At 65.4% G+C, this 15,154-nt stretch carries 7 protein-coding genes; 5 read left to right on the forward strand and 2 right to left on the reverse strand.

The annotated features are described in order from the left end of the window. Positions 1-76: 76 nt before the first annotated feature. The 5 genes from ACLGGT_RS03710 (at position 77) to ACLGGT_RS03730 (ending at position 14,115) form a co-directional block, all read left to right on the forward strand. Entirely contained in the window at positions 77-6,466 is a 6,390-nt protein-coding gene (locus tag ACLGGT_RS03710; protein ID WP_437195065.1) for a type I polyketide synthase, read from the forward strand. After that, complete coding sequence (locus ACLGGT_RS03715) at positions 6,463-7,425, forward strand: glycosyltransferase (protein WP_437195066.1); 963 nt, start codon at positions 6,463-6,465, stop codon at positions 7,423-7,425. Before ACLGGT_RS03710 ends, ACLGGT_RS03715 begins: the two co-directional genes overlap by 4 nt. Further along, positions 7,422-11,933 (forward strand): MupA/Atu3671 family FMN-dependent luciferase-like monooxygenase, encoded by a 4,512-nt coding sequence (locus ACLGGT_RS03720; protein ID WP_437195067.1) that lies wholly within the window; start codon positions 7,422-7,424, stop codon positions 11,931-11,933. The genes ACLGGT_RS03715 and ACLGGT_RS03720 overlap by 4 nt, the downstream gene beginning before the upstream one ends. Next, the gene (locus ACLGGT_RS03725; RefSeq protein ID WP_437195068.1) at positions 11,930-12,589 is read left to right on the forward strand and encodes a 4'-phosphopantetheinyl transferase family protein; all 660 of its coding nucleotides are present in this window, start codon (positions 11,930-11,932) and stop codon (positions 12,587-12,589) included. The genes ACLGGT_RS03720 and ACLGGT_RS03725 overlap by 4 nt, the downstream gene beginning before the upstream one ends. Before the next feature lie 227 nt (positions 12,590-12,816). Further along, on the forward strand, positions 12,817-14,115 hold the full coding sequence (locus tag ACLGGT_RS03730; RefSeq protein ID WP_219435658.1) for a Wzz/FepE/Etk N-terminal domain-containing protein: 1,299 nt from the start codon (positions 12,817-12,819) through the stop codon (positions 14,113-14,115). 6 nt (positions 14,116-14,121) lie between these two features. Here the strand turns inward: ACLGGT_RS03730 and ACLGGT_RS03735 are convergent, their stop codons facing one another. Further along, positions 14,122-14,595 carry a CoA-binding protein gene (locus ACLGGT_RS03735; protein WP_081507581.1) on the reverse strand — a complete coding sequence of 158 codons (474 nt, stop codon included), beginning with the start codon at positions 14,593-14,595 and terminating at the stop codon, positions 14,122-14,124. A gap of 202 nt (positions 14,596-14,797) precedes the next feature. Beyond that, positions 14,798-15,097 (reverse strand): hypothetical protein, encoded by a 300-nt coding sequence (locus ACLGGT_RS03740; protein WP_081507580.1) that lies wholly within the window; start codon positions 15,095-15,097, stop codon positions 14,798-14,800. Positions 15,098-15,154: the final 57 nt, after the last annotated feature.

The following is a 15,154-nucleotide window of genomic DNA, read 5'->3' on the forward strand; positions in this document are numbered from 1 at the left end:
CTGCCGCAAAACAGTCGCATTGTCTGGCGATGCTGCACCCGATATGATTTGAGCAGTGGATTTGATGGCGGATGACATGACCCAACCGTCGCCCGACGGCACCGAGATTGCCATTGTCGGCATGGCCGCGCACCTGCCGGGGGCGCGGAACGTGGCGGAGTATTGGCAAAACCTCTGCGCCGGGCATCGCGCGATCCGCCGCATGACCGAGGCCGAGTTGCTGGCCGCAGGTGAGGGCGCGCAGACCCTCCGCCGCCCCGATTACGTGCCCTTCGCCGCCCCCCTTGACGGATTCGAGATGTTCGATGCCGAGTTCTTCGGCTTTGGCCCCAAAGAGGCCGCGATCCTTGACCCTCAGCACAGACGGTTTCTGGAGGTGGCATGGGAGGCGCTCGAGGATGCCGGTCACCCGCCCGAGCATTTCCCCGGCGCCATCGGCGTTTTCGCGGGCTGCGGCATGGGCAGCTATTTCTATTTCAACCTCTGTTCCAACCGCGATCTGGTCGACGATGTCGGCATGTTCCTGTTGCGTCACACCGGCAATGACAAGGATTTCCTGACCACCCGGCTCAGCCATATTCTTGATCTCAAGGGGCCATCGCTCGGGCTGCAAACCGCCTGCTCCACCTCGCTTGTCGCGGTGCATGTGGCGGCGCAATCGCTGCTCAATGGCGAATGTGACATGGCGCTCGCGGGCGGTGTCACCATCGAGATGCCGCAGGGGCGCGGCTATCTTTACAAAGAGGGCGAGATCCTGTCGCCCGACGGCGAATGCCACGCCTTTGACCACCGCGCGCAGGGCACGGTGTTCGGCTCTGGTGCAGGCGTCGTGGTGCTGCGGCGGCTCGCGGATGCGCTGGCGGATGGCGATCACATCTGGGGCGTGATCAAGGGCTCTGCCGTCAATAATGACGGCGCAGCCAAGGCAGGCTATCTCGCCCCGTCGGTCGACGGTCAGGCCGCCGCCGTGGCCGAGGCGCAGGCCGTGGCAGGCATCACAGCGGATACCGTCGATTACGTCGAATGCCACGGCACCGGCACCTATCTGGGCGATCCGATCGAGGTCGCCGCCCTCACCCAAGCGTTCCGCGAAACCACCCAAGCGGTCGATTTCTGCCGCATCGGCAGCGTCAAAACCAACATCGGCCATTTGGATACGGCGGCGGGTGTGGCCAGCCTCATCAAGGCGACGCTCGCGGTCTATCACGGGCAAATGCCGCCCTCCTTGGGCTATGAGGCCCCCAACCCCGCGATTGCCTTTGACGGCAGCCCCTTTGCGGTCAATGACCGCCTCAGCGCTTGGCCACGCCGCGACCACCCCCGCCGCGCGGGCGTGAATTCACTGGGCGTGGGCGGCACCAACGCGCATGTGGTTCTGGAGGAACCGCCCGCGCGCGCAGCCCCCGAGGCCAGCGATTGGCCGTTTCAGCCGCTGGTGATCTCTGCCCGCTCCAAAGCAGCGCTGGAGGAAAACTCTGCCCGCCTTGCCGCACATCTGCGCGCCCATCCCGAACAGGACCTGGCCGATATCGCCTGGACGCTCAAGCAAGGTCGCCGCGCCTTTGAACGCCGCCGCGTGGTCGTGGCAAGCAGCCATGACGAGGCCGCAACCCTGCTGGAAAAGGGCGATCCACGCCGCGTCTTCACCCATGAGGCGCTCAATGCCCCCGATGTCGTGTTCATGTTTCCCGGCGGCGGCGCGCAATATGCCGGCATGGCGCGCGACCTCTACGAGACCGAGCCGGTCTTTGCCGAATGGATGGATCGCGGCCTTGAGGTGCTGCAACCCAAACTCGATTACGACATCCGCGCGCTCTGGCTGCCTGCGCCCGCCGATATGGCCTCCGCCGCCGAACGGCTGAAACAGCCCTCGGTACAATTGCCGCTGATCATGATCACCGAATACGCGCTGGCGCAGCTTTGGCAAAGCTGGGGCGTAACCCCCGCCGCCCTGATCGGGCATTCCATGGGCGAGAATACCGCCGCCTGTCTCGCGGGCGTGCTCAGCTTTGAGGATTGCATCGGGCTGGTGCATCTGCGCGGGCAGTTGTTTGACACTATCCCCAAGGGCGGATTGCTCAGCGTGCCGCTCGGGGCCGAGGCGCTGCGCCCCTATCTGGGCGAGGCACTCGACATCGCCGCCGTCAATGCGCCGGGCCTCAGCGTGGCCTCTGGCCCACAGGCGGCGCTGGATGATCTGGCCGCACGTCTGGCTGGGGACGGGATCGAAACCACCCGCATTCCCATCGACATCGCCGCGCATTCGCGCATGCTGGAACCGATCCTGGGCCGCTTTGGCGACTACCTGCACTCCATCCCCCTGCACGCACCCCAAATCCCGATCCTGTCCAACCGCACCGGCGATTACCTCACAGCGGCCGAGGCGACAGACCCGGCCTATTGGGTCGCCCACCTGCGCAACACGGTGTATTTCGCGGATGGTCTGGGGCGTCTGGCCGAGGGCGGCAAACACGTGTTTCTCGAGGTAGGGCCGGGCAAGGCGCTAAGCTCCCTCGCCCAAGCGCATGGCGCGATCAGCGCCAATCAGGTCATCGGCACCCTGCGTCACCCCGACGACAACATTGCCGACGATGCCTATTTCATGGCGATGCTGGCGCGGATGTGGGCGGTGGGCGTCGAAATCGACTGGGATCAGATCTGGGGCGAGGCGCGGCGCAGCCGTGTGCCGCTGCCCTCTTACGCCTTTCAGCACAAACCCTATTTCATCGCCCCCGGCAAGGCGCGCGAACCCGAGCAAGACACCTGGCCCACGCGCCGCGAGAACCTGACCGATTGGGGCTATCTGCCCCATTGGCGCCCGCATCTGGCCGAGGTCGAAATTGCCAGCGATGCCGATCTGGCCGCATTCCCGCCCGAGACATGGCTGATCTTCGAGGATGACACCGGGCTTGCCGCCGCCGTCGGCAAACGGTTGGAGGCCGCAAAACATACGGTAACGTATGTTACGACGGGCGATGCCTTTGCCGCACTCGCACCGGGCCGCTACGCCCTTTCGCCGGAACGCGGGCGCGAAGGCTATGACGCGCTGATCCGCGCGCTGATGGCCGAGGGGCGCGCGCCCAATCGCATCGCACATTTCTGGCTTGTCACCCAAGACGCCCGCCACCGCCCCGGATCAAGCTTTTTCCACCGCGTGCAGGAACAGGGCTTCTACAGCCTGCTCTTTCTGGCACAGGCCATGGCGGATGAGGGGCTCTCGACCCCGTTGCATATCACGGCGATCAGCAATGGCGCGGCGCAGGTCCGCGACGAGGGATTGCGCGATCCGGCCAAGGCCACGCTGATGGGGCCGCTCCAGGTGATCCCGCGCGAATTGCCGGGGGTGACAGCGGCAAGCCTTGATCTGGCGCTGCCTGCGCGCGGGACCGACGCGGCGCTGGTGACGCAGGTGATCGAGGATCTGATGCAGCCGCCGCGCAGCCATGTGGCGGCGCTGCGCGGCGCGCGCCGCTATGAGGCGGGCTGGCGCGCGGCCCCCCTGCTACCCCCTCAAACCCCTTTGGCACAGGGCCAGACGGTTCTCATTACCGGCGGCTTTGGCGGCATCGGCCTCACCTTGGCCGAAGATCTCATCACACAGTCCGCCGCCAAAATCGCGCTCATGGCGCGCAGCCCGCTACCGCCCCGCGCCGACTGGCCGCGCACACTGGCCACGCGCGGTGCAGGCGATCCGCTGGCCCGCCGCATCGCTGCGGTCGAGCGGCTAGAAGGCTTGGGCGGTCAAGTCATGGTCGTGGCAGGCGATGTCAGCAATATCGAGGATATGCACGCCGCCCGCGCCGAAATCGAGGCGCGTTTTGGCACGCTGAATGGCGTGATCCATGCCGCTGGCGTGATCAAGGATGCCCCCCTCCTAAGCAAAAGCCCCGACACAATCGAGGATGTGTTCACGCCGAAAATCCACGGCACGCAGGTGTTGGACGAGGTGTTTCCAGACGGCACACTCGACTGGCTGGTGCTATTTTCCTCCTCCTCCACCGCGACCGCCCCGGCGGGACAGGTGGATTACGTCGCGGCCAACGCCTATCTCAACGCCTATGCCCGGAGCCGCGCCGGCGACAAAACCCGCGTGATTGCCCTTAACTGGGGTATCTGGTCCGAGGTGGGCATGGCCGCCGAAGCGGTGGCCCAGCAACGTGGCGAGACCATCGCCGCCCCGCGCCTGCCGGTTGCGGCCCCCTTGGTGCATGAGGCCAGCCATGATGCAACAGGAAACCGGGTGCTGCACGCCCGCTATGACGCCGGGCTTTGGCTGTTCGATCAGCACCGCACCAAATCCGGTCAGGCGCTCTTGCCCGGCACCGGCTATCTGGAATTGCTCGCCGAGGCGCTGAGGGCGCAGGGCGAGGATGGCCCGTTTGAAATCCACGATCTGTGGTTCCTGCGCGCCTTCGACATGCCCGAGGGTGGCAGCCGCGACATGCGCCTCACCCTCACCCGTAACGACACCGGCTATGCCGCCCGGATCGAGGGCGATCATGCACAGGCCGGGCGGCAAGGATGGGTCACACTGGCCGAGGCGGGGCTGAGCCTGCTTCCCTTGAAACCGCCCACAACGTTGGACATCGCGTCCATACGCAGTCGTATGGAAACCTGGCAAGAGGCAGGCGATACAGCCCTCCCAGCCCCGCAAGAGGTGCATCTTGAGTTCGGCCCACGCTGGCGCGTGCTGCGTGCCATGGGGCTAGGACACGGCGAAGGGCTGGCACATCTGCACCTGCCCGAGAGCGCCCAACGCGATCTGGCGACGGGTTATCTCCTGCACCCCGCGCTGATGGATATCGCGACAGGCTGGGCCATGGGGCTGATTGCGGGCTATGACGGGGCAGACCTCTGGGTGCCCATGTCCTATGGCGCGCTACGCGTCCACGCCCCCTTGGGGGCCGAGGTCTGGTCTCATGTCCGCAACGCCGCCCAAAACAGCGCACGCGACGAAACCGCGCGCTTTGACATCACGCTTTGCGATGCCACGGGCCGGGTGCTGATCGAGATCACTGATTTTGCCATCCGCAAACAGGCGGGCGGGCTAACCCTCACCGCCCCGCGCGCCAGCAACGTCCGGTTCGAAGGCCAGACCGAGAGCGCACCGACAAGCCCCGCCGAAGAGCGCCTGCGCCATAATCTGCGCGAGGGGATCCGCCCTGCCGACGGGGCCGAGGCCTTTCGCCGTGCCTTGGCGCAACCCGCGCCGCAAATCCTCATCTCTTCGCTCGACCTGCCCGCGCTTATCGCGCAGGCCGAGGCGGGCGCAGAAGGCCCCGACACCGCCGGTCAACGCTTTGAACGCCCCGATCTCGACAGTGATTTCACCGCCCCCGAGGGCGAGATTGAGACCCGGCTGGCAGGCTTCTGGTCTGACCTTCTGGGGCTGGAACAGGTCGGCGCCGAGGATTCCTTCTTTGACCTTGGCGGGCATTCCCTGATTGCCGTCCGCCTCTTTGGCATGATCCGAAAGGCCTATCGCGTCGATCTTCCCATCTCGATCCTGTTCGAGGCCCCCACAATCCGCGCCTGTGCCGCCCTCATCGAGGCGCAGATCGGCCCGCAAGAGGCCGGGCAAGACGCGCCCGCACCACAGCACCCGCAGCGCCGCTTTACCCATCTGGTGCCGATGCACCGGGGCGAAGGCGGGCCGAAAACCCCCTTCTTCCTTGTCGCGGGCATGTTCGGCAATGTGCTGAACCTGCGGCATCTGGCCCATCTCTTGGGCGAGGATCGGCCCTTCTACGGCCTTCAGGCACGCGGCCTTTATGGCGGGGCGGCCCCGCATGACGATCTGACCGAGGCCGCAGCCGACATGATCGCCGAACTCCGGCAGATACAGCCGCACGGCCCCTATCTCTTGGGTGGCTTCTCTGGCGGTGGCATCACCGCCTATGAAATGGCGCAGCAACTGCACGCGGCGGGTGAAGAGGTGGCACTCATTGTCATGCTCGATACGCCGCTGCCACAGCGCCGCCCCCTCTCGCGCCGCGACCGGCTGATGATCCAAGGGCAGGAACTCAAGGCTGGCGGCCCGCTTTATCCGCTGCGTTGGGCGGCGCGCAGGCTGGCGTGGGAAATCACGAAACGCCGCCCCAAACCCGCGTCAGAAACCGACGCGCATCACTTCCACGACAGCGCCATCGAAGCCGCCTTTTACCGCGCCATCGCGAAATATCAGGTGCGGCCATGGGCGGGCGCGCTGCATCTCTTCCGCCCGCCGCTGGTGGGCAAATGGCAGGTCTCGGACGGGCGGTGGGTCAGCAGCGAGCGCGCTTATGTTCTGCCTGACAATGACTGGTCCGGCTTTGCCCCACAGGTGCAGGTGACAGAGGTGCCCGGAACGCATGACTCCATGGTGCTTGAACCCAATGTGCGCGTGCTGGCCGCGCGCCTGCGCCGGGTGATCGCGGCAGCCGAATCCCTACCCGCCGCCCCCGATCACCGGGAAGCCGCGGAATGACTGCCCCCCGCGTCCTTACAATCGTGCTCAACTGGCGCACACCCGACATGAGCCTCAAGGCGGCAGGGGCCGCTCTGCGCGCCATGCAGGGCATTGCCGGCGAAATCGTGCTGGTCGACAACAATTCCGGCGATGGCTCGTTCGAAACGATGCAGGGTGCCACAGCCGATTGGGACCGCGTGCGCGTGGTGCAATCCGGGCATAACGGCGGCTTTGGCGCAGGCAATAACGCAGGCATGCGCGCCGGTCTCAGCGACGGCACCCAGCCTGATTACGTCTATATCCTCAATTCCGATGCCTTTCCCGCCCCGGATGCGATCGCCGCCTTGCTCGACCATCTGGAAACCCATCCCAAAACCGGCCTTGCGGGCAGCTATATCCACGGCCCCGATGGCGCGGCGCATGTCACCTGCTTTCGCTTTCCCTCGATCTTGGGCGAATTCGAAGGGGCGGCGCGGATCGGCCCCTTCAGCCGCCTTTTGCGCAATCACACCGTGCCCCTGTCCGTGCCCCAGACCACGCAAACCGTCGATTGGCTGGCCGGGGCCAGCCTGATGATCCGCCAACAGGTGCTGGACGAGATTGGCGGCTTTGACGAGCGGTTCTTTCTCTATTTCGAGGAAACCGACCTATGCCTGCGCGCCGCGCGCGCGGGCTGGCGCACCGATTTCGTCGCCGACAGCCGGGTCGAACATATCGGCTCGGTCAGTACCGGCATGAAGGGATGGGGCCGCGTGCCCGCCTATTGGTTCGCCTCACGCCGCTATTATTTCACCAAGAACCACGGCGCCGCCTATCTCGCCCTTGTCACGCTGGCGCATGTGCTGGGGGCCGGGCTTGGCGCGCTCTGGCGGCTTCTGCGCCGCAAGGGCGCAGGCAGCCCGCCACATTTCCTGCGCGATCTGGTGCTGGGCGATCTTGGCGCGGCGCTGAACAGACCAAAAAGGATCAAGCCATGATGCAGGCCCTCTTGATCGGCAACGAATCCCTTGCCCTGCACTGTGGCACGGCTTGGCTCGCGCGTGGGCATGGCATCGCGGCGGTGATCACCCGCCACGCGGATGTGGCGGCTTGGGCCGAGGCCAAGGGGCTGCGCATCGTGCCCCCCGGTCCGGGGCTGGCCGAGCGCTTGGGCGATCTACGCTGTGACTGGCTCTTGTCTATCGCCAATCTCGATCTTCTGCCGCAAACTGTGCTGGCGCGCGCCACAGGCGGCGCGGTCAATTTCCACGATGGCCCACTGCCGCGCTACGCCGGTCTCAATGCGCCGGTCTGGGCCATTCTGAACGCCGAGGCGCAGCATGGCATCACCTGGCACCTGATCGAGGGCGGGGTAGACGAGGGGCGCATTCTGACACAGCGCATGGTCGACATCGCCGGGGATGAAACCGCCTTTACCCTCAACGCGAAATGCTATGCCGCAGCGCTCGACAGCTTTCCCGATGTGATCACCGCCCTCGAACAGGGCGCCGTGACGGCACAGACCCAGGACCTCAGCGCGCGCAGCTATTTCGCCCGCGATCAGCGCCCCGAGGGGCTCTGCCTCGATTTCACCCAACCCGCCGAATCCTTGGCGCGGCTGGTGCGCGCGCTTGATCACGGCGGCTATGCCAACCCGCTCAACAAGACGCGGATCATTGCGGGCGGCCGCGTGCTTCTCGTGGGCCGGGCCGAGGTCGTGCCGGGCAGCGGCACACCGGGGCTGGTTCTCAGCGTCGAGGCCACACGCCTGACCGTTGCCACCGCTTCGGGCGCGCTGCGGCTCAGCGCGCTGACCGGGCCAGAGGGTGGCGCGGTCGATCTTACCGAGATCGCCGTGGGATCCGTGCTGACCACCGATGCCGTCACCGGCTTTTTGACAGAACTTGCGCCGCAAGATGGCTATTGGCGCAGCGCTTTGCGCGCGATGCGTCCCGTCACCCTGCCCTTGGGCAACGGTGCAGGCGCAGAAGAACGCCGCCCGCTTAATCTGCCCGCCGATGCGTTCGAGGCCATCGGCCTCTGGGCCGCGCGCTTGGGCGGCGCAGAGGCCACGCATATCGCCTATGCAGGTGCGGCGGTCGAGGCCGCAGCCCGGCCGGGCCATGTCTGCCCTTGGGTGCCAGTGGCAATAGCAGACCTGCCCCACGCCATAACAGACCTGCCCCACGCCGTCGCAGAGGCCGAGGCGCGCGGGGCCTTCGCGCTTGATCTTTTTGCCCGGGACCCGGCGCTTGACGCCGCACAAACCCCGCATATCGGCCTGCGTCTCGCGGGGCGCGGCCTTATCCCTGGCACGGCGCTGACCATCGACCTCTCTGACACCCCCACGCTCACCTATGACGCAGCGCGGCTCTCGCCCGCCATGGCCGATCTGCTGGCACGGCGGCTCGAGGCGCTTGCCCATGGCGACCGCGCCCCCATGCCCGAGACCGAGCGCAAGCTGGTCACAGAGGCGTGGAACCGCACCGACACCCCCTATGACGCCCGCCCCCTGCACCGCCTGATCGCCACCCAGATCACCAAGACGCCTCAGGCCCGCGCCGTGGTGTTCGAGGCCGAAACCCTCACCTACGCAGCCCTAGACACCCGCGCCAACCGCATCGCCCATGTGCTGCGCCAGATGGGCGTTGGCCCCGGCGTGTTGGTGGGCCTTTGCCTGCCGCGCTCGGCCGATATGTTGGCCACCGCCTTGGCCATTTGGAAGGCGGGCGGGGCCTATGTGCCGATGGACCCGGCCTATCCCGCCGAACGTCTGGCCCTCTACCTCAGCGACAGTGGCGCACGCGTGGTCGTCACCCGTTCTGACGTGGCCCATACCCTGCCGCCAACGGCGCAGACCCTCACGCTCGACATCGACACACGCCTTAGCGACGCGCCCGACACAGAGCTTGACGGCGGCGCAGGCCCCGACGATCTGGCCTATGTGATCTATACCTCCGGCTCGACGGGCCGCCCCAAGGGCGTCATGGTCACGCATCGCAACGTCGCCAATTTCTTTGCCGGGATGGATACCCGTATCCCGGCAGAACCGGGTGCCGTCTGGCTTGCGGTGACCAGCCTCAATTTCGACATTTCCGTGCTCGAACTCTTCTACACCCTCGCGCGCGGCTACACCGTGATCCTCAGCGGCGAGGAAAGCCGCGCATTGGTCTCGTCGGGGCAGCTCGCCACCTCTGACCGGGGGATGCAATTCAGCCTTTACTATTGGGGCAATGACGATGGTTCCGGGCGCGACAAATACAAATCCCTGCTCGAGGGCGCGCAATTCGCCGATACCCACGGCTTTTGCGCGGTCTGGACACCCGAGCGACATTTCCACGCCTTTGGCGGCCCCTATCCAAACCCCTCGGTAACCGGCGCAGCCGTCGCTGCCGTTACGCAGAACATCGCCGTGCGCGCGGGCAGTTGCGTGGCCCCGCTCCACCATCCTGCCCGCATTGCCGAAGAATGGGCGGTGATCGACAACCTCACCAACGGGCGCGCCGGGCTGGCGATTGCAAGCGGCTGGCACCCTGATGATTTCATCCTGCGCCCGCAAAATACCCCGCCCAACAACAAGCCCGCGATGTTCGAGGCGATCCGCGATCTGCGCCGCCTCTGGCGCGGCGAGGCGGTGGAATTCCCCCGCGCCGATGGCACGCTGCACGCCGTGGTGACGCAACCGCGCCCGGTGTCCAAGGTGCTGCCCGTCTGGGTGACAACCGCCGGCAACCCCGAAACATGGCGCGAAGCAGGCGCACATGGGGCCAATGTGCTAACGCATCTCTTGGGCCAATCCATTGACGAGGTGGCGGGCAAGATCACGCTCTACCGCAACGCCCTGCGCGAGGCGGGCCATGATCCGGATGCCTTTACCGTGACCTTGATGCTGCATAGCTATGTGGCCGAAACCCGCGACGAGGCGCGGCGCGTGGCGCGCGAACCGATGAAGGATTATCTGCGCTCCGCCGCCGCCCTCATCAAACAATACGCTTGGGCCTTTCCCGCCTTCAAACGCCCCCAGGGTGTGAGCAACCCGTTTGAATTGGACCTCGGGTCGCTCAGCGAAGAGGAACTCGACGGCATCCTCGATTTCGCCTTCGAGCGCTATTTCGAGGAGTCCGGCCTTTTTGGCACTGTCGAGGATTGCGTCGCGCGCGTCGAGGGATTGAAACGCATTGGCGTGGATGAGGTGGCCTGCCTCATCGACTATGGCATTCCCGCGCGGCAGGTGCTTGATGGGCTGCGCCCGCTCGCCCGCGTGCTGGAACGCTCGAACCGCGTGGGGGCCATCGCGCCCGATGACTTTTCCATCGCCGCACAAATCCTGCGCCACGGTGTCACGCATCTGCAATGCACACCGTCCATGGCGCGCATGATCGCCATGAATGACGAATCCCGCCACGCCCTCGGGCGGCTGCGGTATCTGATGCTGGGCGGCGAGGCGCTGCCCGGCTCTCTGGTGCAAGAGTTGCGTCAAGTCACGCGCGCGCGCATCGAGAATATGTATGGCCCCACCGAAACCACCATCTGGTCCACCACCGGCCCCGCCGAAGACACACCCGGCCCTTGTCCCATCGGCACGCCCATTTCCAATACGCAGGCGTATGTTCTGGATACCGAGATGCAGCCAGTGCCCGTCGGCATAGCCGGAGAGCTCTGGATTGGCGGTGATGGCGTCACGCGCGGCTATCTCGGGCGCGACGATCTGACAGCAGACCGCTTTCGCCCCGATCCGTTTCGCACGGGCGGGCGCATCTATGGCACCGGTGATCTGGTGCGCTGGCGCGCCGATGGGCGGCTCGATTTCATCGGGCGTGCCGATGCGCAGGTGAAACTGCGCGGCTACCGCATTGAACTGGGCGAGATCGAGGCCGCACTCGAGGGCTGCGCAGGTGTCGCACAAGCGGTGGTGCTGGCGCGCGAGGATACCCCCGGCGACATGCGCCTTGTCGCCTATCTGCGCGGCACCATCACACCCGACGCCGCGCGCGCGCATCTGGCCACGCATCTGCCCGCCCACATGATCCCGGCACATGTCATGCTGCTCGATCACTTCCCCCTCACCCCCAACCGCAAGGTGGACCGCAAAGCGCTGCCAGCGCCGGAAACGCAAGTGAAGGCCCCCCGCCCCGCCGCCGCCCCCAAGCCGGTCACGCCTGCCAATACGATAGAGCGTGATATCGCGGCGATCTGGGCGCGGATCTTGGGCGTGTCCGAGATCGGCGCGCAGGACAGTTTCTTTGATCTGGGCGGTCATTCGCTCTTGGCGGTGCAGGCGCATCGCGAAATCCGCAGCACGCTGGCGGTTGACCGGCTCAGCATCACCGATATCTTCCGCTGCCCGAAACTCGCCACTCTGGCCGCACGTGTGGCGGAATTGCGGGGCGACGTGGCCCCAACACCCGCCAATGCCCCCGCTCCGGCCCCGGCCCCCGGTCGGGCCGATGCGCGGGCCGATGCGATGGCCCGCCGCCGCGCCATGCGCGCGGCCCGGCACGGGTGAGCGAGGCGCTGATATCGGCGCTTCGCCCGCTTTTGCCCAAAGGGCTGGCACTGGCCGCCTGCGATCCGGCGGCCGAGGCAACCGGCCTCTGGCCTATCGAGACCGCCGCCATCGCCCGCGCGGTGCCCGCACGCCGCCGTGAATTCGCGGCAGGCAGGCGTGCCGCACGCGCCGCGATGGCGATACTCGGCCTTCCGCCGACCGCAATTGCCATGGCCCCGGACCGCGCGCCGCTCTGGCCTCAGGGCGTGACTGGCACAATCAGCCATAGCGCCAGAGCCTGTCTGGCCTTGGTGGGCCTGACCGAGCATTGGGCCGGGCTTGGCCTTGATCTTGAACCCGCCTTGCCCCTGCCCGAGGATATCCTGACCACGATCTGCACCCCTACCGAGCGTGCAGCATTGGCCCAAGACCACAGCGGCCTCCTCTCCCGCCGCCTCTTTTGCGCCAAAGAGGCCACCTACAAGGCGCAATATGCCCAAAGCCGCAGGCTGCTGTCCTTCGACGACCTCGAAATCACCTTTGACGGATCGCACCGCTTTTCCGCCCAACTCCAGATCGCTTGCCCCCCCTTCGCCCGCGCCACGCGCTTTGCCGGCCACAGCCTGCAAGCCGGCGATATGCTAGCGGCCCTCGTCACGCTGCCCCGCCTCTGAACACAGTGTTTCCAAAGCTCGACAAATAACCTGTGGCGAAATTGTGGCACGATTGCTAGATTGTGGCCAAGTTGAGACCTAAATCTGTCAGGGCCGTTTGGGGGCATTCGGCTGATAGGATGGTAGCCCGCCTGCGCGGGCCCTTCCGTCAGCATGAAACATCCCGAGCGGCTTTTTGTTGTCAGCGACCAAGTTGATGACCTTGAAACGACACCGATAGGCAAGCCATGAGCGCGATTCAATCCATGCCCGATGTGATGCGGCTCCTGCGCCGCAGGCTGTGGCTTATCGCGCTTGTGGGTGTGGTGGGCGCGATCCTCTCGGTCATCATCGCCCTCAACCAGCCCAAGGTATTTCAGGCCACCGCCGTCATCCAGATCGAATCGCCACAAGTGGGCCGCGATCTGACCGGGCAGACCATCGCCACCGATGCCAACCACCGCCTGCAACTGATCGAGCAGCGCCTGATGGCGCGTGACAATCTGGTCAAAGTGATCGAGCGGCATGGCCTCTTTGCCAATGTCCCGAATATGCCGCTTGCCGAAAAGGTGCATCAACTGCGCATTTCCGCCCGGATCACGCCGATTACCGTTGGCATTCCCGGCATGGGCCCGGCAACCGCGCCTTCCGGTCTCAGCGTGACGGTCAATCTCAACGATCCGGTCAAGGCCGCCGAGGTGGCCAATGATTTCGTTGAAACCGTGATCACCCAGAACCGCGAGCGGCGCATGGACCTCGTGCGCGAAACGCTCGATTTCTTTAGCGCCGAAGAGGCCCGCGTCAGCGCCCAGATCGCCGAAGTCGAAGGCGTGATCGCCGATTTCAAACGCGCCAACGGCGCATCGCTGCCCTCCAGCATCACGCCGGTACGCGAAGAATTGCGCACCCTGAACGAAACCCTGCTCGACCTTGACCAGCAGATCATCTCGTTGGAAACCGAATCCACCCGTCAGCGGCAAGAGGTGTTTGCCCGTCAGATCGGTCAATTGACGGATCAGCGCGCGCTGGTCTCGGCCCGCATCGCCCAGAACGAGGCCGCCCTTGCCGCCGCCCCCCGCGTCGAGCGGGAATTGGGCGCGCTCACCCGTGATCTAACGCAATTGCAGGACCAATTGAGCACGATCACCACCAGCCGGGTCGAGGCGGAAATGGCCAGCGTGCTGGAATCGCGCCAGCAACAGGAACGCTTTGAAATTCTGGAAACGGCCATTCCGCCGCAATTCCCGGTCTCGGCCAGCCGCAAGAAACTGGCGATCGCGGGGGCACTGGCCAGCCTTGTCTTGGGCTTGGCGCTTGTCATCACACTCGAACTTCTCAATCCGGCGATCCGCAGCGCCGCCCAATTGGAAAAAGAGCTTGAGATCACGCCGGTCGTCACCATCCCCGTGGTGCGCCTGCGGCACGAGCGCCGCCGCCGCGCACTTCGGATTGCGGGAACGGTCCTGATGATCCTGTTGGTCGTGCCCATCGTCGTGCGTCTGGTCCAAGAACGCCTGATGCCGCTGCGCCTCTTGGGCGGCAATTGATGCGGCTCACAGCTTGGACGAAATCACGCCCGTGTTGAACCCGCCCATGCGCAGCTCACCGAACAGGCGCTGATACTCGATCTTGGGGCAGCGGTTCATCACCACGTCAACGCCGCGCGCCCGCGCCATTTCGGCCGCTTCTGCATTCTCAACCCCGATCTGCATCCAGACCGTGCGTAACCCCGGCAAAACCTCCAGCGCCTCTTCCACGATGGGCCCGACATGCTCGGATCGGCGGAAAATGTCGATCATATCGACCGGACCTTCAATATCGCGCAAGCCCGCCACAACCGTCTGTCCAAACAGAACCTCCCCGGCATGGCCCGGATTGACCGGCACCACCGCGTATTTCTTAAGGCTGAGATAGCGCGCCACATAATAACTCGGGCGCACCGGGTTCATGGACACGCCAATAACCGCGACACGCCGGGTGCGTGTCAGGATGTCGCGCAGATGGGAATCGCTGTAATTTTCGCTCATGGCCCTATCAAACACGGATTGCGCCCAGAAAAAAGCGCCCAAGTTATCAACTTGGGCGCCAGTCGCGGAACGAGGGACAGTGATAGAAGGCAACGATGTTCCGTATCGAAGCCTCTGGGACAAACGTAGGTCCGATTCTAAGAATATAAAGGGATTGTAATATACCTGTGACTGCATGTGAGCGCCCGGCGCAGCCTTCGCGTCAGTCGAATATATCCTCGACCGTGTCCCAGATTTCCTCAAGCATCCGCCGCCCAAACCCCTTGCGCCGCTTCACTTTGCGGGCAGGGGGCGGCACCTGCCGCTCTGGCCCATAGTCCTGCCGGGGCAGCGGCATCGGTCGCGCTTTGGGCCGCACAGCCCCAGTCTCGCGCGTGGGCATCGCCTTCATCTCATGCAGCGGCGCGCCACAACTCGAACAGGCCAGCTCATGCCGGGCCCGGTCCAACACCAGAACCGCACGCGTGCCGCAATATGAACAGGTCGCAATCTTGTGTCCCATAGGTCCCATATCGGTCAGGGGGGCGGGATTGCCAAGAGGCGGGCGCAAAAATGCCTC

Origin of the sequence: Roseovarius sp. MS2 (genome assembly GCF_051447875.1) — a bacterium.
GTDB lineage: Bacteria > Pseudomonadota > Alphaproteobacteria > Rhodobacterales > Rhodobacteraceae > Roseovarius > Roseovarius mucosus_A.

Bases quoted from the DNA above. Each gene is read 5' to 3' on its own strand.
- ACLGGT_RS03730 (WP_219435658.1), top strand. From the start codon at position 12,817: ATGAGCGCGATTCAATCCATGCCCGATGTGATGCGGCTCCTGCGCCGC.
- ACLGGT_RS03710 (WP_437195065.1), top strand. From the start codon at position 77: ATGACCCAACCGTCGCCCGACGGCACCGAGATTGCCATTGTCGGCATG.
- ACLGGT_RS03740 (WP_081507580.1), bottom strand. From the start codon at position 15,097: ATGGGACACAAGATTGCGACCTGTTCATATTGCGGCACGCGTGCGGTT.
- ACLGGT_RS03735 (WP_081507581.1), bottom strand. From the start codon at position 14,595: ATGAGCGAAAATTACAGCGATTCCCATCTGCGCGACATCCTGACACGC.
- ACLGGT_RS03720 (WP_437195067.1), top strand. From the start codon at position 7,422: ATGATGCAGGCCCTCTTGATCGGCAACGAATCCCTTGCCCTGCACTGT.
- ACLGGT_RS03715 (WP_437195066.1), top strand. From the start codon at position 6,463: ATGACTGCCCCCCGCGTCCTTACAATCGTGCTCAACTGGCGCACACCC.